At 67.0% G+C, this 26,175-nt stretch carries 32 protein-coding genes and 1 tRNA gene; 20 read left to right on the top strand and 13 right to left on the bottom strand.

The window, feature by feature from the left end:
* Nucleotides 1-14: 14 nt before the first annotated feature.
* Nucleotides 15-1,316, top strand: a complete 1,302-nt coding sequence (locus AC3WLY_RS05820; RefSeq protein ID WP_492308106.1) for an NCS2 family permease — start codon at nucleotides 15-17, stop codon at nucleotides 1,314-1,316.
* A gap of 90 nt (nucleotides 1,317-1,406) precedes the next feature.
* On the opposite strand, the gene AC3WLY_RS05825 is transcribed toward AC3WLY_RS05820, so the two are convergent.
* Nucleotides 1,407-2,258, bottom strand: a complete 852-nt coding sequence (locus AC3WLY_RS05825) for a LysR substrate-binding domain-containing protein (RefSeq protein ID WP_175959673.1) — start codon at nucleotides 2,256-2,258, stop codon at nucleotides 1,407-1,409.
* A gap of 200 nt (nucleotides 2,259-2,458) precedes the next feature.
* Between AC3WLY_RS05825 and AC3WLY_RS05830 the strand changes: the two genes are divergently transcribed.
* The 3 genes from AC3WLY_RS05830 to AC3WLY_RS05840 are packed head-to-tail and all read left to right on the top strand — an operon-like array spanning nucleotide 2,459 to nucleotide 4,199.
* The gene (locus tag AC3WLY_RS05830) at nucleotides 2,459-2,998 is read left to right on the top strand and encodes a sugar ABC transporter (protein ID WP_492308105.1); all 540 of its coding nucleotides are present in this window, start codon (nucleotides 2,459-2,461) and stop codon (nucleotides 2,996-2,998) included.
* A gap of 13 nt (nucleotides 2,999-3,011) precedes the next feature.
* Nucleotides 3,012-3,338, top strand: coding sequence for a hypothetical protein (locus AC3WLY_RS05835; protein ID WP_175959675.1), 327 nt, complete (start codon nucleotides 3,012-3,014; stop codon nucleotides 3,336-3,338).
* 3 nt (nucleotides 3,339-3,341) lie between these two features.
* A complete protein-coding gene (locus tag AC3WLY_RS05840) occupies nucleotides 3,342-4,199 on the top strand; it encodes an MBL fold metallo-hydrolase (RefSeq protein ID WP_492308104.1) in 858 nt (285 codons plus the stop codon).
* A gap of 152 nt (nucleotides 4,200-4,351) precedes the next feature.
* Here AC3WLY_RS05840 and AC3WLY_RS05845 read toward each other — a convergent pair whose 3' ends face one another.
* Both AC3WLY_RS05845 and AC3WLY_RS05850 read right to left on the bottom strand, forming a co-directional pair.
* The gene (locus AC3WLY_RS05845) at nucleotides 4,352-4,639 is read right to left on the bottom strand and encodes a DUF1488 family protein (RefSeq protein ID WP_034180648.1); all 288 of its coding nucleotides are present in this window, start codon (nucleotides 4,637-4,639) and stop codon (nucleotides 4,352-4,354) included.
* 240 nt (nucleotides 4,640-4,879) lie between these two features.
* Nucleotides 4,880-5,155 (bottom strand): DUF2964 family protein, encoded by a 276-nt coding sequence (locus tag AC3WLY_RS05850; protein ID WP_244137239.1) that lies wholly within the window; start codon nucleotides 5,153-5,155, stop codon nucleotides 4,880-4,882.
* Nucleotides 5,156-5,404: 249 nt separating this feature from the next.
* Here AC3WLY_RS05850 and AC3WLY_RS05855 point away from each other — a divergent pair, with 249 nt between their 5' ends.
* From AC3WLY_RS05855 to AC3WLY_RS05890, 8 genes are all read left to right on the top strand, one after another.
* Complete coding sequence (locus AC3WLY_RS05855) at nucleotides 5,405-7,309, top strand: sigma-54-dependent Fis family transcriptional regulator (protein ID WP_492308103.1); 1,905 nt, start codon at nucleotides 5,405-5,407, stop codon at nucleotides 7,307-7,309.
* 80 nt (nucleotides 7,310-7,389) lie between these two features.
* On the top strand, nucleotides 7,390-7,692 hold the full coding sequence (locus AC3WLY_RS05860) for a 2Fe-2S iron-sulfur cluster-binding protein (RefSeq protein ID WP_492308102.1): 303 nt from the start codon (nucleotides 7,390-7,392) through the stop codon (nucleotides 7,690-7,692).
* Between the two features lie 58 nt (nucleotides 7,693-7,750).
* Nucleotides 7,751-8,245: an SRPBCC family protein gene (locus AC3WLY_RS05865; RefSeq protein ID WP_175959679.1), complete on the top strand. Its 495-nt coding sequence runs from the start codon at nucleotides 7,751-7,753 to the stop codon at nucleotides 8,243-8,245.
* Between the two features lie 92 nt (nucleotides 8,246-8,337).
* Complete coding sequence (locus tag AC3WLY_RS05870; RefSeq protein WP_175959680.1) at nucleotides 8,338-8,715, top strand: DUF2946 domain-containing protein; 378 nt, start codon at nucleotides 8,338-8,340, stop codon at nucleotides 8,713-8,715.
* A gap of 256 nt (nucleotides 8,716-8,971) precedes the next feature.
* A complete protein-coding gene (gene copC / locus AC3WLY_RS05875) occupies nucleotides 8,972-9,337 on the top strand; it encodes a copper homeostasis periplasmic binding protein CopC (RefSeq protein ID WP_175959681.1) in 366 nt (121 codons plus the stop codon).
* An 83-nt stretch (nucleotides 9,338-9,420) separates the two neighbouring features.
* Complete coding sequence (locus tag AC3WLY_RS05880) at nucleotides 9,421-9,867, top strand: copper chaperone PCu(A)C (protein WP_492308101.1); 447 nt, start codon at nucleotides 9,421-9,423, stop codon at nucleotides 9,865-9,867.
* Nucleotides 9,868-9,899: 32 nt separating this feature from the next.
* Nucleotides 9,900-10,073 (top strand): hypothetical protein, encoded by a 174-nt coding sequence (locus AC3WLY_RS05885; protein WP_310132516.1) that lies wholly within the window; start codon nucleotides 9,900-9,902, stop codon nucleotides 10,071-10,073.
* 92 nt (nucleotides 10,074-10,165) lie between these two features.
* A complete protein-coding gene (locus tag AC3WLY_RS05890; RefSeq protein WP_492308100.1) occupies nucleotides 10,166-10,795 on the top strand; it encodes a LysE family translocator in 630 nt (209 codons plus the stop codon).
* Nucleotides 10,796-10,846: 51 nt separating this feature from the next.
* Here AC3WLY_RS05890 and AC3WLY_RS05895 read toward each other — a convergent pair whose 3' ends face one another.
* Complete coding sequence (locus AC3WLY_RS05895) at nucleotides 10,847-12,172, bottom strand: leucine-rich repeat-containing protein kinase family protein (RefSeq protein WP_492308099.1); 1,326 nt, start codon at nucleotides 12,170-12,172, stop codon at nucleotides 10,847-10,849.
* Between the two features lie 146 nt (nucleotides 12,173-12,318).
* Here AC3WLY_RS05895 and AC3WLY_RS05900 point away from each other — a divergent pair.
* A tRNA-Leu gene (locus AC3WLY_RS05900) sits at nucleotides 12,319-12,403 on the top strand.
* A 169-nt stretch (nucleotides 12,404-12,572) separates the two neighbouring features.
* Here AC3WLY_RS05900 and AC3WLY_RS05905 read toward each other — a convergent pair.
* A complete protein-coding gene (locus AC3WLY_RS05905; protein ID WP_175959686.1) occupies nucleotides 12,573-13,445 on the bottom strand; it encodes a LysR family transcriptional regulator in 873 nt (290 codons plus the stop codon).
* Between the two features lie 139 nt (nucleotides 13,446-13,584).
* On the opposite strand from AC3WLY_RS05905, the gene AC3WLY_RS05910 reads away from it, so the two are divergent.
* Both AC3WLY_RS05910 and AC3WLY_RS05915 read left to right on the top strand, forming a co-directional pair.
* On the top strand, nucleotides 13,585-14,826 hold the full coding sequence (locus AC3WLY_RS05910; RefSeq protein ID WP_175959687.1) for an MFS transporter: 1,242 nt from the start codon (nucleotides 13,585-13,587) through the stop codon (nucleotides 14,824-14,826).
* A gap of 3 nt (nucleotides 14,827-14,829) precedes the next feature.
* Nucleotides 14,830-15,018: a hypothetical protein gene (locus AC3WLY_RS05915; RefSeq protein WP_310132503.1), complete on the top strand. Its 189-nt coding sequence runs from the start codon at nucleotides 14,830-14,832 to the stop codon at nucleotides 15,016-15,018.
* 67 nt (nucleotides 15,019-15,085) lie between these two features.
* On the opposite strand, the gene AC3WLY_RS05920 is transcribed toward AC3WLY_RS05915, so the two are convergent.
* On the bottom strand, nucleotides 15,086-15,970 hold the full coding sequence (locus tag AC3WLY_RS05920) for a LysR family transcriptional regulator (RefSeq protein WP_492308098.1): 885 nt from the start codon (nucleotides 15,968-15,970) through the stop codon (nucleotides 15,086-15,088).
* A 79-nt stretch (nucleotides 15,971-16,049) separates the two neighbouring features.
* Between AC3WLY_RS05920 and AC3WLY_RS05925 the strand changes: the two genes are divergently transcribed.
* Nucleotides 16,050-17,351, top strand: a complete 1,302-nt coding sequence (locus AC3WLY_RS05925; protein WP_492308097.1) for an aspartate aminotransferase family protein — start codon at nucleotides 16,050-16,052, stop codon at nucleotides 17,349-17,351.
* A gap of 84 nt (nucleotides 17,352-17,435) precedes the next feature.
* Here AC3WLY_RS05925 and AC3WLY_RS05930 read toward each other — a convergent pair whose 3' ends face one another.
* Entirely contained in the window at nucleotides 17,436-18,185 is a 750-nt protein-coding gene (locus AC3WLY_RS05930; RefSeq protein WP_492308096.1) for an SDR family oxidoreductase, read from the bottom strand.
* A gap of 41 nt (nucleotides 18,186-18,226) precedes the next feature.
* Here AC3WLY_RS05930 and AC3WLY_RS05935 point away from each other — a divergent pair, with 41 nt between their 5' ends.
* The 3 genes from AC3WLY_RS05935 to AC3WLY_RS05945 all read left to right on the top strand — a co-directional run bounded on the left by AC3WLY_RS05935 (nucleotide 18,227) and on the right by AC3WLY_RS05945 (nucleotide 20,668).
* Nucleotides 18,227-19,204, top strand: a complete 978-nt coding sequence (locus tag AC3WLY_RS05935) for an AraC family transcriptional regulator (RefSeq protein ID WP_492308095.1) — start codon at nucleotides 18,227-18,229, stop codon at nucleotides 19,202-19,204.
* Nucleotides 19,205-19,358: 154 nt separating this feature from the next.
* Nucleotides 19,359-20,216, top strand: coding sequence for an AraC family transcriptional regulator (locus AC3WLY_RS05940; RefSeq protein ID WP_492308094.1), 858 nt, complete (start codon nucleotides 19,359-19,361; stop codon nucleotides 20,214-20,216).
* Nucleotides 20,217-20,260: 44 nt separating this feature from the next.
* Entirely contained in the window at nucleotides 20,261-20,668 is a 408-nt protein-coding gene (locus tag AC3WLY_RS05945) for a DUF2000 family protein (RefSeq protein ID WP_310132487.1), read from the top strand.
* Between the two features lie 27 nt (nucleotides 20,669-20,695).
* Here AC3WLY_RS05945 and AC3WLY_RS05950 read toward each other — a convergent pair whose 3' ends face one another.
* The 3 genes from AC3WLY_RS05950 to AC3WLY_RS05960 form a co-directional block, all read right to left on the bottom strand.
* Nucleotides 20,696-21,046 (bottom strand): VOC family protein, encoded by a 351-nt coding sequence (locus AC3WLY_RS05950; RefSeq protein WP_492308093.1) that lies wholly within the window; start codon nucleotides 21,044-21,046, stop codon nucleotides 20,696-20,698.
* 65 nt (nucleotides 21,047-21,111) lie between these two features.
* Nucleotides 21,112-22,035, bottom strand: a complete 924-nt coding sequence (locus AC3WLY_RS05955; RefSeq protein WP_492308092.1) for a DMT family transporter — start codon at nucleotides 22,033-22,035, stop codon at nucleotides 21,112-21,114.
* Entirely contained in the window at nucleotides 22,020-22,358 is a 339-nt protein-coding gene (locus AC3WLY_RS05960) for a hypothetical protein (RefSeq protein ID WP_175959699.1), read from the bottom strand. Before AC3WLY_RS05960 ends, AC3WLY_RS05955 begins: the two co-directional genes overlap by 16 nt.
* Nucleotides 22,359-22,480: 122 nt before the next feature.
* Between AC3WLY_RS05960 and AC3WLY_RS05965 the strand changes: the two genes are divergently transcribed.
* Entirely contained in the window at nucleotides 22,481-23,332 is an 852-nt protein-coding gene (locus tag AC3WLY_RS05965) for a LysR substrate-binding domain-containing protein (protein WP_175959700.1), read from the top strand.
* A gap of 95 nt (nucleotides 23,333-23,427) precedes the next feature.
* On the opposite strand, the gene AC3WLY_RS05970 is transcribed toward AC3WLY_RS05965, so the two are convergent.
* Genes AC3WLY_RS05970 through AC3WLY_RS05980 form a run of 3 tightly spaced genes read right to left on the bottom strand, consistent with a single transcriptional unit; the run spans nucleotide 23,428 to nucleotide 26,170 of the window.
* Complete coding sequence (locus tag AC3WLY_RS05970) at nucleotides 23,428-24,129, bottom strand: ABC transporter ATP-binding protein (protein WP_175959701.1); 702 nt, start codon at nucleotides 24,127-24,129, stop codon at nucleotides 23,428-23,430.
* Nucleotides 24,129-24,902 carry a high-affinity branched-chain amino acid ABC transporter ATP-binding protein LivG gene (livG, locus tag AC3WLY_RS05975; RefSeq protein WP_492308091.1) on the bottom strand — a complete coding sequence of 258 codons (774 nt, stop codon included), beginning with the start codon at nucleotides 24,900-24,902 and terminating at the stop codon, nucleotides 24,129-24,131. The genes AC3WLY_RS05970 and livG overlap by 1 nt, the downstream gene beginning before the upstream one ends.
* Entirely contained in the window at nucleotides 24,899-26,170 is a 1,272-nt protein-coding gene (locus tag AC3WLY_RS05980; RefSeq protein WP_492308090.1) for a high-affinity branched-chain amino acid ABC transporter permease LivM, read from the bottom strand. Before AC3WLY_RS05980 ends, livG begins: the two co-directional genes overlap by 4 nt.
* Nucleotides 26,171-26,175: the final 5 nt, after the last annotated feature.

A 26,175-nucleotide genomic window follows, 5' to 3' on the forward strand; every position in this document is an offset into this window, starting at 1 on the left:
GGAGAAACGCCCTAATGGAATCCATCAAGCGGTATTTCGGCTTCGCTGAAGCCGGCACCGACTTCCGCACCGAAATACTCGCGGGCGTCACCACGTTCCTGACGATGGCCTACATCATCTTCGTCAACCCCGCGATCCTCGGCGACGCCGGCATGCCGAAGGAATCCGTGTTCGTCGCGACCTGCCTCGTCGCGGCGCTGGCTTCGATCATCATGGGGCTGTACGCGAACTACCCGATCGCGTGCGCGCCCGGCATGGGCCTGAACGCGTATTTCGCGTACACGGTCGTCAAGGGGATGGGCTTCACGTGGCAGGCCGCGCTCGGCGCGGTGTTCATCTCCGGCTGCCTGTTCCTGCTCGTCACGCTGTTCCGCGTGCGCGAAGCGATCGTCAACGGCATTCCGAAATCGCTGCGGATCTCGATCACGGCCGGCATCGGCCTGTTCCTCGGCATCATCTCGCTGAAGACGTCGGGCGTGATCGTCGGCAGCCCGGCCACGCTCGTCACGCTCGGCGACCTGCACAAGCACGACACGATCCTCGCGATCGTCGGCTTCTTCGCGATCGTCACGCTCGACCATCTGCGCGTGCGCGGCGCGATCCTGATCGGCATCATCGGCGTCACGATCCTGTCGTTCTTCTTCGGCAACAACCAGTTCCACGGCGTGTTTTCCGCGCCGCCGTCGATCGACGCGACGCTGTTCAAGCTCGACATCGGCGCCGCGCTGTCGACCGGCATCATCAACGTGATCCTGGTGTTCTTCCTCGTCGAGCTGTTCGACGCGACGGGCACGCTGATGGGCGTCGCGAACCGCGCGGGCCTGCTCGTCGAAGGCAAGATGAACCGCCTGAACAAGGCGCTGCTCGCCGACAGCACGGCGATCGTCGCGGGCTCGGTGCTCGGCACGTCGTCGACCACCGCGTATATCGAAAGCGCATCGGGCGTGCAGGCCGGCGGCCGCACGGGCGTGACGGCCATCACCGTCGCGGTGCTGTTCCTCGCGTGCCTGTTCATCGCGCCGCTCGCCGGCGTCGTGCCGGGCTATGCGACGGCTCCTGCGCTGCTGTACGTGTCGTGCCTGATGCTGCGCGAGATGGTCGACGTGCCCTGGGACGATGCGACGGAAGCCGTGCCGGCCGCGCTGACCGCGCTGCTGATGCCGTTCACGTACTCGATCGCGAACGGCGTCGCGTTCGGCTTCATCGCATACGGCGGCCTCAAGCTGCTGACGGGCCAGGCCCGCACGGTCAAGCCGATCGTGTGGATCATCGCGGCCGTGTTCCTGTTCCGCTTCTTCTATCTCGGCAGCGAATGACGGATGCGCTTCGGCGCGATGCATGATGGGAAACGCCGCCTTCGGGCGGCGTTTTTGTTTGCGAATGCGCCCGGCACGGACGACGCCGCATCATGTACCCGCCTCCCCCAGCACCCAGCGCGCGAAGGTCTGCAGCGGCCCGTCGCCAAGATCCAGCGCTTCGGGCAGCACGAGACAGAAGCGCTTGACCACGCCCCGACCGTCCGGCCAGGGCGCGGCGAGCAACCCTTGCGTAATCTCGGTGTCGACATACAGCCGCGGCACCAGCGCAACGCCGAGCCCGGCCAGGGCCGCCGCGATCAGCATCGAGTAAAGATCGTAGCGCGCACCGGCGGCCGGATTGCTCACCGGCACCCCCGTCTCCTGCACGTACGCCGACCACGCGTCGGGCGTCTGGCGCTTGTGAAGGCGCGGCAGCGTGCCCAGCAACGCGTCCGGATGCCCGCCCGCGAGCAGCGACGGGTGGCAGACCGGCACCAGCACCTCCTCGCATAACCGGTACGTATGCATGCCGGCCCAGGCCGGATGCTCGAAGTGAATCGCCGCATCGAATCCGCTGCCGGCCAGTACGAACGGATCCGCGCGATCCGCGAAATGCACCGTGATGTTCGGATGCTGCGCCTGGAACCGCTTGAGCCGTGGAATCAGCCAGCGCGTCGCAAATGTCGGCGTCACGGCAATATCGACGCTGCCGCCGTCGCCGGGCTGCCCCATCATGTACTGGCTGTCGCGCTCGAGCCGGTCCAGCACTTCGCGAACCTGCGCCGCGTAGCGCGCGCCGTTCGGCGCAACCCGAACGCGGTTGCCGACACGCTCGAACAGCGCCACGCCGAGAAACGTCTCCAGCCGGCCGATCTGCCGGCTGATCGCCCCTTCCGTCAATGCCAGTTCGTCGGCGGCGCGCGCGAAGCTGCCGTGCCGCGCCGCGGCCTCGAATGCCATCAATGCCGAATTGCTCGGAATCCTGCGTCGCGTCACGATTGCTCCCGGTCCGACGGTCGTCGGTCAAAGCTTGATCAAATATCAATGAACGGTGACGAATTGTCGTTTTTCGCCGCTACAACGCCTGATTATCATGACAAAAACTCAACCAGTCGAGCGGCGATCAATCCTGAAGGCCGCTTGCTCCCCGTGGAGGCGTGATGATCTATACCGTTGAATGCAGCTTCGCCGACCGTGCCACCGAAGCCGAGTGGAACGATTTCTACAGCAGGATCAAACTTCCGGCGCTGATCTCCGTATCCGGCTTCCGCACGTCGCAACGCTTTCGCGCCGTCGGCGGCGACGGCCCCATCTACCTCGCGCTTCACACGATCGACAGCCCCGACGTGCTGACGTCGGCCGAGTATCGCGACAAAGGCGGCGGCAATTTCGCGCGCTGGCAGCCGCATATCGTCGAGTGGAGACGCAACGTGTACGACGGCGCAGCACCCGCGCCGACCGTGTCCGGCCATCAGTGGCTGGCCGTGTGCGACGACGCTGCCCCATTCGCGCGAGCGGGCATCGCAGCAAGCGCGATTCACGCGATCGCGCTGGACCGCCAGCCGGCCCAGCGCTGGCTGGCCGTCCTGACACACGATCAGGCGCGGCTCGCGTCCGAGCCGTCCGACACCGCGATCCGGCTCTACGCGCCGATGGGCGACCAACTCGTCGGCGCGCCGGCGTCGACGTCCGCACGCTGACGGGAGCCCAGTCATGCCCAGCGTCACGATTTTCATCCCCGAGGCGAGCATGCCGTCGAACGCCGCACTCGACGCGCTCTCGTCGGCCTGCGCGACCCTCTGCACCGACGTGTTGCGGGCCGCACCCGGCACGGTCCATGTCGTTCATGTCCCGGTCAGGCACGGCTGCGGACATCCCGTCAGCGCGGAGATCCGCTATCGCCTCGAATCATTTCGCACCACTGAGTTAATGAACCGATTCATGACCGATCTGGATCGCGAAATTCTCCGCCACACCGGATTCGTCGCACGCATCCGCTGCTTCGGCTACGACACGATCCACCTTCACGCCCGACATTGATCCATGAGCGAACCACTTCCCTGCTTCCCGTTCCGCCGGATCGGCGATTTCTCGGTCACCGCGATAAGCGACGGCACGCTGACGGCCAGCCTCGACTTGCTTTCGAACATCGCGCTCGACGACGCGGCCGGCATCATGCACCGGGCGGGCATCCACACGCCGTCCAGCGTGAACATCAACTGTTACGTGATACGCGGGAACGGCCGCACCGTGCTTGTCGATGCCGGCGCCGGCGGCATCCGGAACTGGGGCGGCCGCCTGATTCCGTCGCTGTCGCGAGCCGGCATCGATGCGCGCGGCATCGACACGATCCTGCTGACGCACGCGCATCCCGACCACATCGGCGGCCTGCTCGACCCGGGCGGGCAGCCGGCCTTTCCGGATGCGAAGGTGGTCATTCACGAACGGGAACGCGCGTTCTGGCTGGACGATGAATCGTACGATCGAGCGAATGAGCGAGCTCGCGTCAATTTCCGGATCGCGCGGCACACTTTCGACGTCTATCGGGCGAAGCTGCGCACCATCGAAGCAGGCGGCGTGCTGCCCGGCATCGTGGCCGTGCCGCTACCGGGGCATACGCCCGGTCACACCGGCTATCGCATCGAATCGCGTGGCGAGCGCCTGCTGATCTGGGGCGATCTCGTGCATTTCGCGCCGATTCAGGTGGCTCGCCCCGACGTCTCGATCGCGTTCGATCACGATCCGTCGCAGGCGTTTGCGACGCGCGCGGCAACACTCGCCGAGGCCGCTTCGGACCACCTGCTGATTGCGGGAATGCACCTCGCCGAAACCGGCTTCGCACGCATCGCGCGAACGAACGGCGAAACAGGTGGCGCGTATGCGCTCACCGGGGCGGACTGAGCGAAACGGAACAACGGGCACGCCATCGCGCCGCACGACGATCGGATCGGCCGCGCATCAGGCGGCGTCAGCGTGCGGTCGAACGAGCATGCGCCGATACGACACGGGCGCCGGTATTCGGCGCCCGCTCAGTCGCTGTCCAGTCGTCCGGTTCAGCGCCAGTTCGCCTCGTAGAAGCGCACATAACCGCTGCGCAGCGTCACGCATTGCGCGCGCGTCTCCGACAGCAGGCGACGTGCGGCCGCCTCGATGCGATCGCGGTGCTGGTCGAATGCGCCGACCATGTCCTCGAAGCGCGGCGATGCCGCGCCGAAGTGGTCTTCCAGCGCCTCGGCAGTGATCTGACACTGGACGCGCTCGCCATTGACCAGCGCGGTAAACCCGAGCATCAGGTCGCGCCCCGAATATTCAGGCTTCTCGTTCGTGAAATGGATCTGCATGGAAGCCGCCTCGACCGGTAGAAAACGAATGACCGCGTGCGTCGTCCGCCACCGGCCGGACGAAATGTACGCGGGCTCGCCAGCGGAAGCACCGTCTGCGGGGTATGGCGCGGACAATGCCTGCTGGTTGCTTTCCACTTTAGACGGTTTCGCGCAGGAGACAAATTTTCCGGCATGCGTCGTTCCGACGCGCATTTCATCAGATCAGCGCGGCTTGCGGCACCGTTTCGGAAACGGGCATCAGCGCGGATCGGTGGGCCAGACGTTGAGCGCGATCGCGGCCGTCGCGACGCCCACCGCAATCGCGGCCGCCCCGTATCGCACCGCATCGGTCAGATCGAACAGCAACCCGTGGATCGCCACGGCAATGCCGCCCAGCATGATGAAGGTGGCGATGGCCGCCAGCACGACTCTCAGTTCCGTCCGAACCATGATGCGTCTCCCGAACGGATGCATGTCGCGTCGCATGCATGTTGCAATGCGGAACACGGCGCGCGCGTGTTCCATTTCCATCATTGCAGGCGGCCATTTAAAAGCAAGTGGATTTTGTTCGCGGTCGCATATCGCACGTGGCGCTTGTATGATGACGCGTACCCGGATGGTCGGCCTTCGTGCCCGATGGTGCGCCGCAAGCGAAACGTGGAATCCGCAGATGATTTCGGCGATACGGCTTCGGCAAGCACCGCGGCACAGGATTGGCCGATCAAGAAGCATGGGACCAGAGTAAGCGCTGAAGCGCTAACTCTGGCCGACAGGAGACAAGTCATGCCGCAACCCTTCGTGCTGCCCGCCACCGCGGGTCGCACCGACCTGCTCGCGCAGGCGCATGCGCGTTCGACCGCGGTCGGCCTGCGCGCGCACGAGCGCCCCGATTTCTCGGCGCTGTCGCGCACCGCGCTGCGCGAACTGCTCGACACGAATCACGCACTGTTCTCGCACGCCCGCCCGGTGATGGAGAACCTCCACGCGCAAATCGCCGATACGCAAAGCCTCGTGCTGCTGACCGACGCCGACGGTGTGATCCTGCACAGCATCGGCGACGCGGACTTCATCGAGAAAGCCAACCGCGTCGCGCTGTGCACCGGCGTGTCGTGGGCCGAAGGCGCGCGCGGCACCAACGCGATCGGCACCGCGCTCGCATCGGGCCAGGCCGTCGCGGTGCACGGCGCCGAACATTTCCTGCGCGCCAATCACATCCTCACCTGCTCGTGCGCGCCGATCTTCGATCCGTTCGGCCGCACGCTCGGCACGCTCGACGTCAGCGGCGACCCGCGCGGCTCGAGCCCGCATACGCTCGCGCTCGTGCGGATGTCCGCGCAACTGATCGAGAACCACCTGTTCGCTAACCAGTGTGCGGAAGCGTTGCGGCTGCGCTTTCACGCGCACGAGGATTGCGTCGACTCGCTGTTTGCGGGGCTCGTCGCGTTCGGCTCCGACGGCGGGCTGATCGCCGCGAACCGCAGCGCACAATTCCAGCTCGGCGCGCCGTTCGATGCATTGCAGCACCAAGGCTGCGACGCGCTGTTCGGCATGCGCTTCGGCCAGCTCGCGCAGCAGGCGGCGCGCGCGCCCGGCGCGACGTTCCGTCTCACGCTGTCGACCGGCGTACGCGTACTCGCGCGCTGCGAATTCGCGGAAGCGCAGCGCGCGACCGTCGCCGTCACGCCGCCCGCACCGGCCGCGCGCGTGCGCGCGCCGGACCCCGACGCGATCACGTTCGCGACGCTCGACACCGGCGACGCACGCATGGCCGCCGTGCTCGAACGCGTCGCGAAGATCCGCGGGCGCGACCTGCCGCTGCTGATCCTCGGCCAGACCGGCACCGGCAAGGAATGGCTCGCCCGCGCACTGCACCAGGCGTCGCCGCGCGCGGACGGCCCGTTCGTCGCGGTCAACTGCGCGGCACTGCCCGATTCGCTGATCGAGGCCGAACTGTTCGGCTATGAGGACGGCGCGTTCACGGGCGCGCGCAAGCGCGGCAGCCCCGGCAAGATCGCGCAGGCCGACGGCGGCACGCTGTTTCTCGACGAGATCGGCGACATGCCGCTCGCACAGCAGGTCAGGCTGATGCGCGTGCTCCAGGAACGCGCGGTGATGCCGCTCGGCGGCGCGCGCGCGGTGCCGGTCGACGTGCGCGTGGTCTGCGCGACCCATCGCTACCTGCGCGCGATGATCGCCGAAGGCACGTTCCGCGAAGACCTGTTCTACCGGATCAACGGGCTCGCGGTCACGCTGCCGGCGCTCGCCGCGCGTACCGACCTGCCCGCGCTCGTCGACCGGATTCTCGCGCGGCTCGCCCGCAGCGAGCCGATGCCGCGCCGCATCGCGGCCGACGTGCTCGACGCGTTCACGCGCCATCGCTGGCCCGGCAACCTGCGGCAAATGACCAACGTGCTGCGCACGGCCGGCATGCTCGCCGAAGACGAAGCCGAAATCACGCTCGCGCATTTGCCCGACGATTTCTGGCTCGACTGCGACGACGCGACGGCGGCACCCGCTGCGGCGGCCGCGACCGCACCGGCCGACCCGCGCGAAGGAACGACGCTGCAAAGCCATCAGGCCGCGGTGATCGACGCGGTGCTCGCGCGGCACGGCGGCAACGTGTCGGCGGCCGCGCGCGAGCTCGGCCTCGCGCGCAATACCGTGTACCGGTACCTGCGCCGGCACTGATACCTGCGGCCGGCGGGCGCCGGCCGCAGGCGGCTTCGGGTATGCTTGGCGCGTTGCCGCCGATCCGCCGCCCGCTTCCCATGACCACCCCGGAACACCCTCCCCTCGTGCGCATCGAGCCGCTCGGCACGACCTTCGATGCGCCCGACTCGCTGACGCTGCTCGAGGCCGCCGCGTTCGCGCGCGTGTCGCTGCCGCGCTCGTGCCGCAACGGCACGTGCCGAAGCTGCCTTTGCCGGATCGTCGGCGGCAGCGTACGCTATACGATCGAATGGCCGGGGTTGAGCCGCGAGGAAAAGGCCGACGGCTATACGCTGCCGTGCGTGGCCATCGCGACGTCCGACCTCGTGCTCGACGTGCCCGACGCGGTCATGCTCGACTAGACGCGGCGCGCGGTCGCGCGCGCCGTCCTGCAACGGTTGATCCTGCATGGAGAACGTGATGACCCAGCAAACCGATCGCATCGAAAAGCAGGCCCTGCTCGCGGCATCGCCCGACCGCGCCTGGGAAGCCGTCAGCAATTCCGGGGAATTCGGCCACTGGTTCGGCGTCACGTTCGACGGGCCGTTCGCGGCCGGCCAGCCGCTGTTCGGCCGCATCACGCCGACGCGCGTCGACGACGACATCGCCAAGGCACAGGAGCCCTATGCGGGCACTGTGTTCGAAATCGTCGTCGATCGCATCGAGCCGAAGCAACTGTTCTCGTTTCGCTGGCATCCGTTCGCGATCGATCCGAACTTCGATTACACGTCCGAGCCGATGACGCTCGTCACGTTCACGCTCGCCCCGCAGGCCGGCGGCACGCTGCTGACGGTCACCGAAACGGGTTTCGACCAGTTGATCGAAGCGCGTCGCGCGAAGGCGCGCGAGATGAACGATCAGGGCTGGGCCGCGCAGATGATGCTGATCACGAAATATCTGGCGAAGCACGCATAACGCGCCGCGATGCCGCACGCCGCTGCCGACATGCGAATCGACGTGCGTGGCATAATCCGCTCCATCGTCGCCCATACGCCGCCGTGCATCGCATGCTGAGTCGTCGTCTCCGGAAGATCGGCAGTCTGATCGGGATGCTCGCCATCCTGATGACGGCGCTCGCGCCGACGATCTCGCAGGCGCTGACGACGCAAGGCCGCGTCGATGCATTGCTGGCCGGCTACTGCACGGCCGCGCCGGCCACCGGCGACCGCTCCGCCGATTCGTCGTCGAAGAGCCTGCAGGCCCACCTCCAGGCATGCGGCTACTGCAGCCTGCTTGCCCATACACCCGCACTGCCCGCGCCCGAACTGACGTTCGCGGCCGACGTGCGCGTCATCCAGCACCGCGAAGCGACCCGCTTCGACAGCCTGCGCCGCGCGCTGCCGCTCACGGCCGCGCAGCCGCGCGCCCCTCCGCTCGCGTCCTGAACCGTCGTCGTCACGCGTGATGCCGTAGCGCATCGCGCGGTCCGCGCACGCCACCGGCGTGCGTGACGTGTCACGTTTCGAGGGATGATCATGTGTCACCGTGTTGCGCGCGGCGTCGTGCCGTGCGTGCGGTCGGCCGCTTCCGGTGCGTACTGTCGCGCCGACCGCAGCCGGCATCGGTGCCGCTGCGATGCCGCTTGCGCATCCGTCCGTCGAATCCGTGTGTCCATCCGATTCGCCACTCGCACAACCAGCCATGAAAACCACCCCTTTCGTTCGCGGCGCACTCGCCGCACTCGGCTTCGTCGTCATCCAGGCCGCCCAGGCCCACGCGCTCCCGAAGACGCAGGAACCGGCCGCCGGCGCCACGCTCTCGAACGCGCCGCACACGGTCACGATCGATTTCAGCGAAGCGCTCGAGCCGGCCTTCAGCTCGATCGCCGTCACCGACAGCCACGGGCAGTCGGTCGCCGACGGGAAATCGGCCGTCGACGCCGGCAACCGGAAGCGGATGCACGTCGCGCTGGCCAGCCTGACGGCCGGTACGTACACGGTCGCGTGGATCGCCGTAGCCAGCGACGGCCATCGCACGAAAGGCCGCTACACGTTCACGCTGAAGTGACGCATGCGATGCGCATCGGCGTTCTGCGCCGATCGCATTGCCGTCGATGCCCCATGCGGCACACCCGATAAGGAGAACAAACGATGAAACGCTCGATTCCGACCGGCCTGCTTTTCGCGCTGCTGGCGCTGCAAGCCCCCGTCACGTTCGCCGCACCGGCCGTGCAGGCCGACAACTGCTGGATCCGCGCGATGCCGGCGACGGTGCCGTCGTCCGGTTATTTCACGCTGAAGAACGACGGCGATGCGCCCGCCACGCTGACAGGCATCGACACCCCCGCGTACGGGATGGCGATGGTGCATGAAACGCAGACGAACGGCAGCACCGCGAAGATGGTTCACGTCGACGCGGTCGAGGTGCCCGCGCATGGCACCGTGACGTTCAAGCCGAAGAGCTATCACGTGATGCTGGAGCAACCGCGCCAGCCCGTCGCGCCCGGCGCGAAGGTGCCGTTCCGGCTGCATTTCGCGGACGGCTCGACGGTGTCCGTGACCTGCGACGCGAAGGCGCCGGCGTACGCCGGCCAGTAACGTTGCATACGCAACTACCGATGGAGACGAACATGAAGAACCGCCTGCCGCTGGCCGCCCTGATCGTCCGCTACCGGACGCCGCTGAATGTCGCCGTGCTGATCGCCTGCGGGTTATGGGCCGCGTGGATCGCGTGGATGACGCGGCCCGCCGCGATCGATACGCCGCCGTCGATCCCCGCGTACTGCATGCGCGACGCGCGCTGACGCACCGCGCCGGTTCCGGCGGGTGCCTGCGCCATTTTGGCGTGGCATCATCGCTTCACCCCTCCCGCCGGAACCGCCTCCCGGAGCGACGCATGTCCATTCAGACCTGGATGCTGTTTGCCGCAGCCTATCTCGCCACGACGCTGTCGCCTGGGCCCAACGTGCTGCTCGTCATCCGCAACACGGTGCGCTACGGCACGCACGGCACCGCCGCGACGATCGCGGGCAACCTCGTCGCGCAGGGCGTGGTCGTGCTGCTGGTCGCGCTCGGCGTCGGCGCGTTGCTCGCCGCGATGCCGCCGCTGTTCGTCGCGATGAAGGTCGTCGGCGCCGCGTACCTGATGGTGCTGGGCGTTCGGCAACTGCGCGGCAACCGCAAGGCAGCCGGGTCGACCGGCGCAGCGGAGATCGCCGTGCCCGACCTCGGGAAGCTGTTCCGCGAAGCGCTGTTCGTGTCGGGCAGCAATCCGAAGACGATGATCTTCCTGTCGGCGTTCATGCCGCAGTTCGTCGTGCACGACCGCCCGCTCGCACTGCAGTTCGTCGTGATGTACGTGACGATCGCGTGCACCGTCGTGGTCGTTCACAGCGTCTATTCGGCCGGCGTGCGCCGGTTCCATCGCGGCTTCGGCATGAGCCGCGCGGTGCGCACGCTCAAACGCGCCAGCGGGCTGCTGTTCGTCGGGCTCGGGATCAAGCTGCTGACTGCGCGGCAGGTCTAATAAGCGTACGCACGCCGGGCAACGGACGGCACGGCGGGCAGCCCATCCCCGTCAGACCTTCCACGCGGCCAGCGCGTCGACGATCCCGTCGAACGACGGCCGGGTGTCGATGTCCTCGCTCACGCACGCCGCCGCGAGCGCTGCCAGGTCCCTCGCCCCCTCCCATGTGTGCGGCGCGCAGTGCGCGAGCAGTTCGCCGAGCAGGTGGCCGAACGCGCGAACTTCCAGCCGTTCGAGCCGGGCGCCATGCCGCACGTCGCTCGCGTCGTAAAACGATGCCGCACCGAAGTCGCCCAGCAGCGCGCCGCCCTCGCCGTCGTGCAGGATGTTGTGCGCATACAGGTCGCCGTGCATGATGCCGCGCGCGTGCAGATGGCGTGCGGCCGACGCGATGCCGTGTGCGATCCGCACCGCCTCCGCCGGCTCGAATCGAGCGTCGGCCGCATACACGTCGCGCGTGCAGGTTGCGAAGCTCGGCGGCCCGGCCAGGTTCGCGAGCGCAGGGTCGACCAGTTCCATCACGAGGCCGTGCGTGCCGTCCGGATGACCGCGCACCTTGCCGATCACCGGAATCACGTTCGGATGGCGGCCGGCGTGCAGGCACGCGGCCATTTCACAGTCGGGCAGCCCGTCGCTCGTCACCGCGCCCTTGAACAGCTTGACCGCGACCGCTCGCGGCACATGACCGTCCGCACGCCATTGCGCGCGGTAAATGACGCCCGACGCGCCTTCGCCCAGCTTCTGCTCGCACGAGAGCGACGCCCAGTCGACGTCCGCGACCTCCGGCCCGGCTGATGCCGCGGCTTCCGGCGCGGCGCTGAACGGATTGCCGGAGTATGCGAGCCACGCAAGGCGCGGCAGGCGCGGCAACCAGTCGGGCAGTTCGTCCAGCCGGTTCGCCGACAGGCGCACCAGTTCGAGCGCACGGCATGCGGCCATTTCGGCAGGCAGCGCGCGCAGCCGGTTGCCCGCGAGCATCAGCTTCTGCAATCGCGAGCAGTCGCCGATCTCGGCGGGCAGCGCATCGATTTCGTTGTCGGTGAGGATCAGCCAGCGCAGCGCGCGCGGCAGCGATCCGCGCGGCACCGTGCGGATCCGGTTCGCCTTGAAGCCGATCATGTCGAGCTGCGCACACGCGCCGAGCACCTCGGGGAAGGCGGTGAAGCGGTTGCCGGACGCGAACAGGATGCGCAGGCGATGCAGCCGCGGCAGATCGTCCGGCAGCGCGGCGAGCGCGTTGCCGGACAGGTCGAGCACTTCGAGCGTGTCGGCGAGCTCGAAAATCTCGCGCGGAAATTCGGTCAGCCCGCACGCGAGCTTGAGTTGCCGGGCGCCCGACAGTTGTCCGGCCTGCAGTTGTTCGAGAGTGGTGGTCACTGGGAGAAAACGGGTTGCGGTTGCGATGATCGTCGGACCGATCGCCCGAATTCTACCGGGATCGCTTTCGCGCACACCGCAACCGTGTCATACCCCCTTCACAAACGCGCAATGTGACGCTAGAATTGCGCCCCTTGCAGTGCAGTGCCGACGTGGTGAAATTGGTAGACACGCTATCTTGAGGGGGTAGTGGCGAAAGCTGTGCGAGTTCGAGTCTCGCCGTCGGCACCAGATGCGGTTTCTCCGCGTTTCGAGCATTTTCAAAAACCCGCGACAGCGCATGGCCTCGCGGGTTTTTTGCTTTTATCGCGTTCGACGACACGATGCCGATGCAAGCCCGGCGCGCACCGGGAGATTCAAGCGCGGAACGGATCCGCCCCAAGCATCTCGACGCACCCCGCTAGGCCAGCAAAAGAAAATTGCGCACGACCGCCGACGGCTCGTCGCATCGCGACGCAATGGCCAGCCTTGCACGAAGCGCATTACCCGCGAACGGCCGATAGACGACCCCGGCAATCTGCACCTGCGTAATCGCCTTCGGCACGACCGACACGCCCAGCCCGGCCGCGACCAGCGTCACCGCAGACGTGATTTGCGGCGCAGGTTGCGCCATGCGCGGCTCGAATCCGGCGGCATTGCATGCGGCGACGATGTCGTCGAACAGCGCGCTGCCGGCCTCCCGCGGCACCTGCACGAACGACTCGTCGGCCAGCTCGGCCAAATCGATGCGCCGACGCTGCGCCAGCCGATGCGCGACGGGCAGCGCGACATACATCGGCTCCTCGTCCCAGTCGGTCACCCGCAACGTCGCGGCGACACGACGTTCCGGCCGCACGATCGCGACGTCGAGATGCCCGGCATCCAGCGCCTCCAGCAGGACGCGCGACGTCGCCTCCTGCAACGTCAGCTCCGCATCCGGAAACGCCTCCCGAAAGCGGCGAATCAGATCCGACACTTTCGAATTGAACGCCGCCGTACCGGTGAAGCCGACACGCAGATGGCCGGTTTCCCCGCGTGCGGCCCGCCTTGCCGCCCGTGCCGCACGCTCGGCATCGTCGAGCACGCGGCGCGCCTCTTCCGCGAAGACCTCGCCCGCCAGCGTCAGCTCGGCGCCGCGCGCGGTCCGCTTGAACAGCTCCACGCCGAGTTCGCTCTCGAGCGCCTTGATCTGCTGGCTCAATGGCGGCTGACCGATGCCGAGCGTTTCTGCGGCCTTGGTGAAATTCGACGTGGCCGCCACGGCCAGAAAGTATCGGAGATGCCTGAGTTCCATTCGCTACATGACCTCACGGTGAGCCGGGCCGGCTCGTCAGCCAGTGGTTAAACATATCGCTACGGTTTCTTTCATATATTGGACATATACATGACGGTGCGCAAGAATTCAGACATTCCGTCGCACATCGAGTGCACCCATGTCCTCCGCTTCGATTTCCCGATCCATGCCCGGTACGCGGAACGCCGCGCCCGATGCGCTGCCTGCCGGCGTTTCCCCGCGCTCGGCCGCGTACAAGCGCATCGCGCTGGCGCTCTTCCTCGCCGGCTTTTCCACCTTCTCGCTGCTGTACTGCGTCCAGCCGCTGCTTCCCGCGTTCGCACGGGAGTTCGGGCTGGGCGCGGCGTCGAGTTCGCTGTCGTTGTCGCTGTCGACCGGGATGCTGGCGGTCTCGATTTTGTGCGCCGGCGCACTGTCCGAACGCGTCGGACGACGCGGGCTGATGTTCGCGTCGATGACGCTGGCCGCCCTGTTCAATGTACTCGCCGCGCTGTCGCCCAACTGGAACCTGCTGCTGGTCTGGCGTGCGCTCGAAGGTTTCGCGCTGGGCGGCGTCCCGGCGGTCGCGATGGCCTATCTCGCCGAAGAAATCGCGTCCGACGGGCTCGGTTTCTCGATGGGGCTCTATGTCGGCGGAACCGCGTTCGGCGGCATGGTCGGACGGATCGGCATGAGCGCGCTGGAAGAGCACTTCTCGTGGCGGACGGCGATGCTGACGATCGGCGTCGTCGATCTCGTCGCGGCAGTTGCCTTCGTGATGCTGCTGCCGCAATCGCGACGCTTCGTGAAGCGCACCGACCTGACGCTGCGCCACCATTTGCGGCTGTGGAACGCGCAACTGCGTCACGCCCGGCTCCCGTTCGTGTTCGCGATCGGCTTCCTGGTGATGGGCGCGTTCGTGACGATCTACAACTATGCGGGGTTCCGGCTCACCGCGGCCCCCTTCAATCTGAGCTCGACCGAGTGCGGCCTGATCTTCGGCGCCTACCTGTTCGGGATGGTGTCTTCATCGAGCGCCGGCGCGCTCGCCGACCGCGTCGGACGGGCCCCGGTGCTGGTCAGCGGCATGCTCGTATTCGCGGCGGGCCTCGCGCTGACGCTGTCGCATTCGCTCGTCGCGATCATTGTCGGCATCGTGCTCGTCACGATCGGCTTCTTCGTCGCCCATGCGGTCGCGAGCGGCTGGGTCGGCCATCTCGCGGGATCGGCGAAGGGGCACGCCGCATCGCTGTACCTGCTTGCGTACTATCTCGGGTCGAGCGTGCTTGGCTCGGTCGGCGGGTCGTTCTGGCAACACGGCGCGTGGGCGGGCGTCGCCGCGTATGTCGCGGTGCTGCTCGCCGTCGGGTTGCTGGCTGCACGGCGATTGACCCGCGCGTAACGGGTGCGGCGGGCGCCCCGCGTTTTCCGGTCAATCATCGTCTGCCGCATCGTCGCCGATTCCGATCCGGTCAATCAATATCAGGAAACCGAACTAAATCTGCCGGACATGCGGGCGAAGATCCGGATGCGTGATGCGGTAGTGGATATGCATGGCCGCACGCCTGCACAAACCTCGTCGATGGTCGACTGATTCGAAGCCGCGACAAACGGCGGCGCGGCGGTCATACGCGCCGGCGCCAATCGCCGCGCGTCGCCCATCACAACAGCGGCAGCGTCAGCCGGATATGCTCGGCGAACGCCGCCGTCAGATGCGACGGCCGTTTCCGGTCGAACTTCAGCGTAATGCCCACGGCCGGCAACGCCGGCAACCGCGGATCGCCGTTGACGATCGCCAGGTCGGCCGGCACCGCCGTCTGCGTCATCACCGCGAACGCCTGCCCCGAGCGCACCAGCGCGATCAGCCCCGCGAGACTGCTGCTCGCATACGCGACGCGGTAAGCGCGGCCGGCGCGATGCAACGCTTCGCAAGCCGCGATGTGATCGAGCGTATCGCGATCGGAAAGCGCGAGCGGCAGCGGATCGAAATGCGCGGGTTCCAGCCCCGGATAGCCGATCCAGACCAGTTGCTCACGGCGAATGATGTCGTCGTTCGCCCCTTCGTCCGGCAGCGAAATCATCGCGAGATCGACCGCGCGTTTCTCGAGCTGTTCGAGCAGCCGCGGCGTCGGCCCGCATACGATTTCAACGATCGCCTGCGGATGCTGGCTGGAAAACTGCCGCAGCAGCGACGGCAGAAACACCTCCGCGTAATCGTCCGGGCAGCCGAACCGGATCGTCCCCGACAACCCCGTGCCGCACAGGTCGGCCATCGCCTCGTCGTGCAGCCGCAGGATGCGCTGCGCATGCACGAGCAGCCGCTCGCCCGGGTGGGTCAGCACCACGCCGCGGCCGGTGCGCTGGAACAGCGGCTGGTCGACGATATCCTCGAGCCGCTTCATCTGCTGGCTGAGCGCGGACTGGGTCCGGCCGACGCGCGCGGCCGCGCGGCTGAGCGCGCGCACCTCGGCGATCACGACGAACGAACGCAGCAGGTCGATGTCGAGCGAAAGTCCCAAGGTATTAGCTCCTTTTCTACCTTGCATAAAAACTATTCGTTTCCATCAAACCAGACGCGCGCCTAGACTGCAAGCGATCCCTGCCCCCTTTGCCCGGAGAAGCCCGATGTCCCTGAACGACGACGCAACCTTCTGGCGCAATGCCAGGCAGCACCTGGTCCGCTACGGCGGCACGTTCGAGCCGATGATCATCGAGCGCGCGAAAGGCAGCTTCGTCTACGACGCGGACGGCCGCGCGATCCTCGATTTCACGTCGGGGCAGATGAGCGCGGTGCTCGGCCACTGCCATCCGGAGATCGTCTCCGTCATCGGCGAATACGCGGGCAAGCTCGACCATCTGTTCAGCGGGATGCTGTCGCGGCCGGTCGTCGATCTCGCGACGCGCCTCGCCGACATCACGCCCGACGGGCTCGACCGCGCGCTGCTGCTCAGCACCGGCGCGGAATCGAACGAAGCGGCGATCCGAATGGCGAAGCTCGTCACCGGCAAGTACGAGATCGTCGGCTTCGCGCAGTCGTGGCACGGGATGACGGGCGCGGCCGCATCGGCCACGTACAGCGCGGGCCGCAAGGGCGTCGGCCCGGCTGCCGTCGGCTCGTTCGCGATTCCGGCGCCGTTCACGTACCGGCCGCGCTTCGAGCGCAACGGCGCCTACGACCATCTCGCCGAACTCGACTACGCGTTCGACCTGATCGATCGCCAGTCGAGCGGCAATCTCGCGGCATTCATCGCGGAGCCGATCCTCAGTTCGGGCGGGATCATCGAACTGCCGGCAGGCTATATGGCGGCGCTGAAGCGCAAGTGCGAGGAACGCGGGATGCTGCTGATCCTCGATGAGGCGCAGACGGGCGTCGGGCGCACCGGCACGATGTTCGCGTGCCAGCGCGACGGCGTGACGCCCGACATCCTGACGCTGTCGAAAACGCTCGGCGCCGGGCTGCCGCTCGCGGCCATCGTGACGTCCGCGGCGATCGAGGAACGCGCGCACGAGCTTGGCTACCTGTTCTACACGACGCACGTGTCGGACCCGCTGCCCGCGGCCGTCGGCCTGCGCGTGCTGGACGTCGTGCAGCGCGACGGGCTCGTCGCACGCGCGAACGCGATGGGCGACCGGCTCAGGCGCGGCCTGCTCGACCTGATGGAACGGTTCGACTGCATCGGCGACGTGCGCGGACGCGGGCTGCTGCTCGGCGTCGAGATCGTCAAGGATCGCCGCACGAAAGAACCGGCGGACGGGCTCGGCGCGAAGATCACGCGCGAATGCATGAACCTCGGGCTCAGCATGAACATCGTGCAGTTGCCCGGGATGGGCGGCGTGTTCCGGATCGCGCCGCCGCTGACCGTCAGCGAGGACGAGATCGATCTCGGCTTGTCGCTGCTCGGACAGGCGATCGAACGCGCGGTATAACGCCGCCGCGCGGTAACGCCCTTCTTCGCATCGTGCGATTCGTCGCGCCGATTCGAGCGACCGGCGCGACGGATTCCCGATCGATCAACGCACTTCGGCCGCCCACGCTTTCGCATCGGCACCGGCCGGAATGCGCATCGGGCTCGACGGATCCGTCGCCGCGCGCCACACGGCTTCGGCAACATCCTGCGCATGGGTGATCGGCCCCGACGCATCGAGCATCCTCGCGACGGCCTTTCCGACGAACTCCGCATAAGCCTCGTGTTCGAAGCCATGCATGTGCGCACGCGCGTTGTCGCCGAAACGCGTGTCGGGTGCACGGCCCGGCAGCACGAGATGCGCGCGCACGCCGAACGGTTCGAGTTCGACCGCCATCGATTCGGTGAACGCATTGACCGCCGCCTTGCTGGCCCGGTACGCGCCGACCAGCGGCAACACCTTCAGCGTGACGCTCGACGTGACGTTCACGATCACGCCGGCCCCACGCCGGCGAAACTGCGGCAGCACGGCCTGCGTAACCGCAATCGTGCCGATCGTGTTGGTTTCGAACAGCGCACGCACCGTGTCGAGCGGCGTGAGTTCGGCCGGCGCGGCCGCGCCGAAGCCTGCGTTATTGACGAGCACGTCGATCGGGCCGGCCGCGTCGATGGCGGCGCGGATGCTGTCGGCGTTCGTCACGTCGAGCGCCAGCACGCGCAGGCGTTCCGACGGCGGCAGCACGTCCTCGCGCGGCGTGCGCATCGTTGCGACGACCTGCCAGTCGCGGGCCAGGAAATGGCGGGCAATCTCGAGGCCGAAGCCGGAGGAACAGCCGGTGATCAGTACGGTCTTCATGCGAACTCCTGGGATGTGTTGGGCATGTGTCCGTACGATAGATGGCCGGATCCGTATTCGCTACAATCGAAAATCCGCTTTTCTTTTGCGAGAGTCCGGCGATGATCGACCCGTTGACCGAAGTCGTGACGCTGCTGCAACCGGGCGCGCGGTACTCCAAGTCCGTTCACGGTGCGAGCCCGTGGTCGATCAACCGCACGGTCGCCGGCGAGCCGTTCTATTGCGCGATCCTCGACGGCGGATGCCGGATCGCGATCGACGGGCACGCGCCGATCGAGCTGCTGCCGGGCGATTTCGTGCTGATTCCGGCGGCCTACGGCGTCGCGATGTCCAGCCTCGAACCGCCGCCGCCGGGCGTCGAAACCGCGCCGCCGGTCGCACTCGACAACGGCGAATACCGGATCGGCGATCCGGGCAACCCGGTCGACACGCGGATGATGGCCGGCAACTGTAGCTTCGGTTCGCCGGATGCAGCGCTGCTGGTGTCGCTGCTGCCGCAATTCGTGCACGTGCGCGGCGAGCCGCGGCTGACCACGCTCGTGCAACTGGTGCGCGACGAATCGCGCGCGCAGCGGCCTGCGCGCGAGATCGTGCTGGCGCGCCTGCTGGAAGTGCTGCTGATCGAGGCATTGCGGTTCACGACCGAAACGAACGCGTCGCCCGGCCTCGTGCGCGGGCTCGCCGACAATCGACTTGCGGCCGCGATCCGCCGGATGCACGAACGCCCCGCGCATCCGTGGACGGTCGTCGAACTCGCGAAGGAAGCGGCGCTGTCGCGCTCGACGTTCTTCGAACGCTTCAACCGTGCGGTCGGCGTCGCGCCGATGGAATACCTGCTCACGTGGCGCATGGCGCTCGCGAAAGACCTGCTCCGCCGCAACGAAGGCCGCATCGCAGAGATCGCGGGGCGCGTCGGCTACAGTTCCGCGAGCACCTTCAGCGTCGCGTTCACGCGGCATGTCGGGCGGCCGCCGGCGCAATATGCGCGTGACGAACAGGCGGTGGCGAACGGGGAATGAACCGCGCATGCCCGCCACTGCGCGTATCGCGATGCGCGCCGGGGTCTCGCCCCGCTTCCCGCGCGATCGCCGAACGTATGGCCCGTGCCTGCCACCGCCATCACGCGACCTGCGTACACTACCGGTCACGCAACGACGACGCGCGAGGCATCCGATGACGACAACAGCAAAGGACATCGGCACGACCGACCACTGGCTCGTCGCGCGCCGCGATGCGGAAACCGGCATCGAAAGCCTGCATGCGCATTTCAACGGCCATGCATACGATGCACACGATCACGACGACATGCTGGTCGGCTTCACCGAACAGGGCGTGCAGCAATTCCAGTGCCACCGGTCGCTGCATACGAGCGTGCCCGGCCGCGCGATCCTGATCGAGCCGGGCGCGATGCACGACGGCCATGCGCCCGAAGCGGGCGGCTTCACCTACGGGATGCTGTACCTGCCGCAAGCATGGGTCGAGCGCGCGGCGCGCCGGCTGGATCTGCCGGGCCTCGGCGGCGTCGAAGCCGCGTTCGGCCACACGCTCGTCGACGACCGCGGCCTCGTCGACGCGATCCGGCAAGCGTTTCTCGCAATCCACGGAAACGAAGGCCGGCTCGCGCGCGACCAGACGCTCGACCGCCTGCTGACGCGGCTCGGCGGCGAACTGCGTGGCACGCTCGCGCTGGAAAGCGGTGTCGTGCCGCCCGCGATCGCGCGCGTGCGCGATCTGCTGCATGCGCAGATGGACGGCAACATCGGGCTCGACGAACTCGCCAGCGTCGCCGGGATCGACCGGTTCCGGCTGACCCGGCTGTTCCAGCGCGCATTCGGCACGTCGCCACATGCGTATCTGGTGCGCTTGAGGTTACGTGCCGCGCGTCGGCTGCTGGCGGCCGGCCGCACGCCCGCACAGGCGGCCGCGGACGTCGGCTTCGCCGACCAGAGCCATCTGGGCCGCTGGTTCCGCCGCGCGTTCCGGATCACGCCGGCCGCGTACCGGCAGATGTGCACAAACGTTCCAGACTGATCGCACGCGGCATCCGATCATGCGTGCTCCAATGAGGAGCAAGCATGTTCGATACGAAAGTGGCACTGATCGTGCGCGACGATCTCGCGGCGTGGCAGAAACTCAATGTCGTCGCGTTTCTCGCGACGGGCGTCGCGGCCGGCGCACCCCAGGCGCTCGGCGAGCCTTATGAGGATGCGGCCGGAAATCGCTACGGCCGGATGCTCGGCCAGCCGATGCTGGTGTTCGCGGCTGATTTGAACGGGCTGCAGGCCGCGCACCGGCATGCGCTGTCGCGCGAACTCAAGATCGTGCCCTACGTGCGCGCGATGTTCTCGACCGGACACGACGCGGCCAATCGCGAGGCGTTTCGCGCCGAGGATGCAGAGAATCCGGATCTTGTCGGGCTGGCGTTGCACGGGCCGAAGAAGGCTGTGGACAAGGCGGTGAAAGGACTGGCGTTGCATGCGTGAACGCGCATGCCACAGCACCGCCGCGTGTCAGCGATGCACCAGCACGTTGACGAGCTTGCCGAACGGATCGCGCACGTAAAACCGCCGCACGCCCCATGGCTCGTCGGCCGGGCCGTATTCGAGCGGAACGCCTGCCGCATGCACGCGTGCGAGCGCTTCGTCGAGATCGTCGACCTCGATCGACAGGTCGGGCGTCGGCGTGCCCGCCCCACCCTGCGATGCGAAGCTGATCTGCACGTCCATCCGTTCGGCATTGCCGTAGGTTGCGATCCAACCGTGATCCATCAACAGGTCGAGACCGAAGATCTGCTGATAGAAACGCTTCGCGTCGTCGACCGATTGCGTGTCGATATTGGCGACGATTCGTTTGACTTTCATGGGGTTCCTCCGCGGGCCGGGTCGTATCGCGAAGCTACACCGGAACCGCGCGCGCAACCAGCGGCTCAGCGGCCGGCCGTCTCCATTTCCGCGCGCCGGGCCCGGGCGGTTCGCTCGCCTTGCTTGCTGGCCAGCCACACGCCGATCGCGACGACAACGATGCCGAGGTAAGTCGAAACGTGGATGCTGTCGCCGAACATCCACGCGGCCCAGGTCAGCGTCACGGGCGGTTCGAGATAGACGAGGGTCGCCACGCGCGTCGCGGGCATGCGCTTGAGCAGTGCCCACAACGTCAGGTAAGCCATGAACGTCGAGAATACCGTCAGCCACACGACGGACACCCACACATTCGGCTGGGTCGGCACGTGCAGGTCGCCCGTGACGATCCCGCACACCGCGAACAGGACCAGGCTGACGCCTCCCTGCACGAACAGCGGCAGAAACAACCCGTCCTCGTTGCTGCGCGCGGCCGTCAGCGCGCGCCGCCGCTGATAGATCGTCGCGACCGACAGCCCCAGCGCGGAAACCAGCGGCAGGATGTACATGACGATGCCGACCGACTCGGTCGGCAGCGCGTATTGCCCGCCGATCACGATGCCGACGCCGACGAATCCGGCGACGAGCCCGGCCCACTGTCGCGCCCCGCTGCGCTCGCTGCCTTCCAGGGTCGTCATCGCCGCGGTGATGAGTGGCTGCAACGCGGCGATGACCGCCGCGATGCCCGGCGGCAGGCCGTGCTGAATGGCCACGTAGACGCAGCTCAGGTACAGGAACTGCGACAGGAAGCCGATCACCGCGTGATAGCGGATTTTTTCCAGCGTCAGTCGCCCGAGCTGCCGGTTGAGGACGATCGCCAGGCACAGCGTCACGAGCAGAAAACGCCAGAACAGCAGGTTGAACGCGCCAGCCGTCTCCGCGCCGAGCTTGGCGCCAATGAAGCCCGAACTCCACGACAATACGAAAACAAGCTGGATCAGGAAGCGTTGCATGCGAGCGGCGCCCTTCTGAAGGTTGCCGTGGACGCGCGCGCGTCTTCCAGGTCTTCGCCTCGGATCGGCTCGAGCCCCGGACAACGGTATTGCAGTTCGACATCGCCGCGCAGGCTGCGTTGACGCACAGGATTCCGAACCGCGGATTCGTTCACATTCCTCATCAACGAAAATACTTCTCGATCCGCCTTGCATTGCCGCGCCGCATCGTCAATGCGCTTCAACGTCGACCGCCTTTCGAGATGCTCGACCGTCCATGCCGACTCCGCCCGCGGCGCCCTGTCCCGCACCCATGCATCCACGACAACATCATCGATAGACATGAATCGTTCCCCGGATACGTGCGACGCTCGCACGAATGCCCGCCTGTTGACCCGAGGATAGGGAGGCTCAATAATTCCGTCAATCGAGATTACGTGAATCACTAATTCGGAAAATCAAAATCATGCCGCGCACCCTGGACGTCGATTTGCTGCGTACCTTCCACGCCGTCGCGAAGCTCGGCCGCTTCAAGGACGCGGCCGTCTATGTGAACCGCAGCCCGTCGTCGGTCACGGCCCAGATTCAGAAGCTGGAAGAGATGGTCGCGCAGCGCTTGTTTACGCGAAACAATCAGGCGGTCGAACTGACGCAGTACGGCCATAAACTGTTGAGCGACACCACGGAGTTCCTGTTGAGCCACGACCGGCTCGTCGAATCGCTGTCGCCGCAGATGCTGACCGGCAAGCTGCGGCTCGGCATCCCCGACTCCTACGCGGCGCACTTCATGGCCGAGTTCCTGCCGCGCTTTGCCGCCGACCGGCCGTTGCTCGAACTGACGGTCGAAGCACGCTCCAGCGAGGAACTGCAGCTCCTGTTCGCGCGCGGCCAACTGGACATCACGATCGCCGTGGTGCCGAAAGCGCTGCCGCATGGCGAGCTGCTCAGCAAGACCCATCCGGTCTGGGTGGCCGCGCGAACGTTCAAGTTCAACCCCGACGCACCGCTGCCGATCGCGGTGCAATTACAGGGATGCCCGTACCGGGACACCGCGCTGAACGCGCTGAAGAAGGAGCGGATCGCGCACCGGATGCTGCTCGAGAGCGCGAGTTCGCCGGCGGTCGAAGCCTGTATCGCCAACGGCCTCGCGGTCGGCCTCATCGAACACGATCGCGTCTCGGGCAACCTGACGAGCAACGTCGCGGGGATCGTGCTGCCCGATCTCCCGCCGCACCTGATCTATATCCTGACCGACGACAGCAATCGCGCCGCGCTGCATCTGCGCGACGTGCTGAAAAGCACGTTCAGGATCGGCTAGGAAAGAAAAGACAAGGCCGCGACCGGCCTTGCATGCGGAAGCGACCAGGCAAGCAGAAGCGCCGCCGGCCCGTTGCGGGCCGGCGGCTTCCGGCCTCAACCGCCGAGATAAGCCTGCTTGATCCGATCGTTCGCGAGCAGGTTCGCGCCCGTATCGGCAAGCACCACACGCCCCGTTTCGAGCACATACCCGCGATCGGCCACGCCCAGCGCCTTGTTCGCGTTCTGCTCGACGAGGAACACCGTAACGCCTTCGTCGCGAATCGTCCGGATGATGTCGAAGATCTGCGCGATCACGAGCGGCGCGAGGCCGAGCGTCGGTTCATCGAGCAGCAGCAAGCGCGGCTTGCTCATCAGCGCACGGCCGATCGCCAGCATCTGCTGCTCGCCGCCCGACATCGTGCCGGCCCGCTGCGTCGCACGCTCCTTCAAGCGCGGAAACAGCTTGAACACGTGCTCGATGCCGTCGTCGATCTCATGACGGCTCGCGAAGAACCCACCCATCTTCAGGTTCTCGAGCACCGTCAAACTCGGAAACACGCGCCGCCCTTCCGGCGAGATCGCCATCCCCTGCCGCATGATCTGGTGCGTCGACATCGCGGTAATGTCGTTGCCCTCGAACATCACGCGGCCCGACGATGCACGCGGCGTGCCGCACACGGTCATCATCAGCGTCGTCTTGCCGGCGCCGTTGCTGCCGATCAGCGTGACGATCTCGCCCTTGTTCACCTCGATCGACACGCCCGCGAGCGCCTCGACCGCGCCGTAGTGCGTATGGACCTGTTCCAGCTTCAGCATCACTCTTCCCCCAGATACGCCTTGATCACGCGCGGGTCGTTGCGGACCGCTTCCGGCGTGCCGATCACGATCGGCCGGCCGTGCTCCATCACGAGGATGCGGTCCGACACGCCCATCACGAGGCTCATGTCGTGTTCGATCAGCAGCACCGACACGCCGAACTCGCGGCGCAGCTTGTCGATCAGGTGCTGCAGCTCGATCTTTTCCTGCGGGTTGAGGCCAGCCGCCGGCTCGTCGAGCATCAAGAGACGCGGCTCGGTGATCATGCAGCGCGCGATCTCCAGACGCCGCTGGTGCCCGTACGACAACGTGCCGGCCGGCCGGTTGGCGACCGACTTCAGCCCCATCCGTTCGAGCCACACGGCCGCGCGTTCGAGCGCCTCCTTCTCGGCGCGGCGATACGCGGGCGTCGAGAACAGGCCGGGCAGTAGCCCTGCCTTCACCTTGCGATGCTGCGCGACGAGCAGGTTCTCGACGACCGTCAGCGACTTGAACAGGCGGATGTTCTGGAACGTGCGCACCAGGCCCTTCACCGCGATCTTGTGGCTCGGCAGTCCGGCGATCGGGTGGCCGTCGAGTTCGACCGCGCCGGAGGTCGGCTTGTAGAAGCCGCCGACGCAGTTGAACACCGTGGTCTTGCCCGCGCCGTTCGGCCCGATGATCGCGAACACCTCGTCGCGGCGCACGTCGAAATCGATGCCGTCCACCGCGAGCAACCCGCCGAAGCGCATCTGCAGCCCGGCGACCTTCAACAGTTCTGCATTCGTGCTCATTGCGGCAGCTCCACGTGCGGACGGCTCGCGGGCAGCAGGCCCTGCGGACGCCACATCATCATCAACACCATCACCAGACCGAAGATCAGCATCCGGTACTCGGCGAAGCCGCGCGCGACTTCCGGCAGCACGGTCAGCAGGATCGCCGCGAGGATCACGCCGAGCTGCGAGCCCATCCCGCCGAGCACGACGATCGCGAGGATCAGCGCCGATTCGATGAAGGTGAACGATTCAGGATTCACGAGACCCTGGCGCGCCGCGAAGAACGCGCCGCCGATCCCCGCGAACGATGCGCCGAGCGTGAACGCCGACAGCTTGATGCGCGTCGGGTTCAGGCCCAGCGACCGGCACGCGATCTCGTCGTCGCGCAGCGCTTCCCACGCGCGGCCCATCGGCATGCGGATCAGGCGGCTCGTCACGAACAGCGTGAAGCCGACCAGCACCAGCGCGATCAGGTACAGGAAGATCACCATGTGCTCGCCGCTGTATTCCAGCCCGATCAGCTCATGGAAGGTCTTCGCGCCCTCGACGCTCGCCGAGCGCGCCATCTCGAAGCCGAACACCGTCGGCTTCGCGATGCCCGAGATGCCGTCCGGGCCGCCGGTGAGGCTCGTCAGGTTGTTCGCGAGCAGGCGGATGATTTCGCCGAAGCCGAGCGTGACGATCGCGAGATAGTCGCCGCGCAGCCGCAGAACCGGGAAGCCGAGCAGGAAACCGAACGTCGCCGCCGCGATCGCGGCGAGCGGCAGGCATTCCCAGAACGACAGCCCGAAGTACTGGTTCAGCATCGCGTACGTATAGCCGCCGACCGCGTAGAACCCGACATAGCCGAGATCGAGCAGCCCCGCGAAACCGACCACGATGTTCAGCCCGAGGCCGAGGATCACGTAGATCAGCGCGAGCGTCGCGACGTCCACCGCGCCGCGCGAACCGAAGAACGGCCACACGAGCCCGACCGCGAGCAGCACCCACACGACCACGCGCTGCTGCTGCGCGCCCATCGCGGGCATTGCCGGCAGCTTCACCGCCGATTTCGCGCGCACGAGCCACGGCTTGAACAACTGGAACAGGAACACGGCCGCGACCGCGATCCACACCGGCCGCCAGTGCGGCGTGAGCACGACCTGGTAGCCGTCGAGCTTCAACTGCAGCCCGAGCACGGGGATCGTGAGGATCGCCGTCAGGAACGCGGCGGCCATGGCATTTTTCAGCGCCTGGCCGAACGATGCGTCGGCGGCCGGGCGGCGAACGGAAATGACTGTACTCATCTGCG

Source organism: Burkholderia sp. FW306-1C-G01B, from assembly GCF_058781685.1.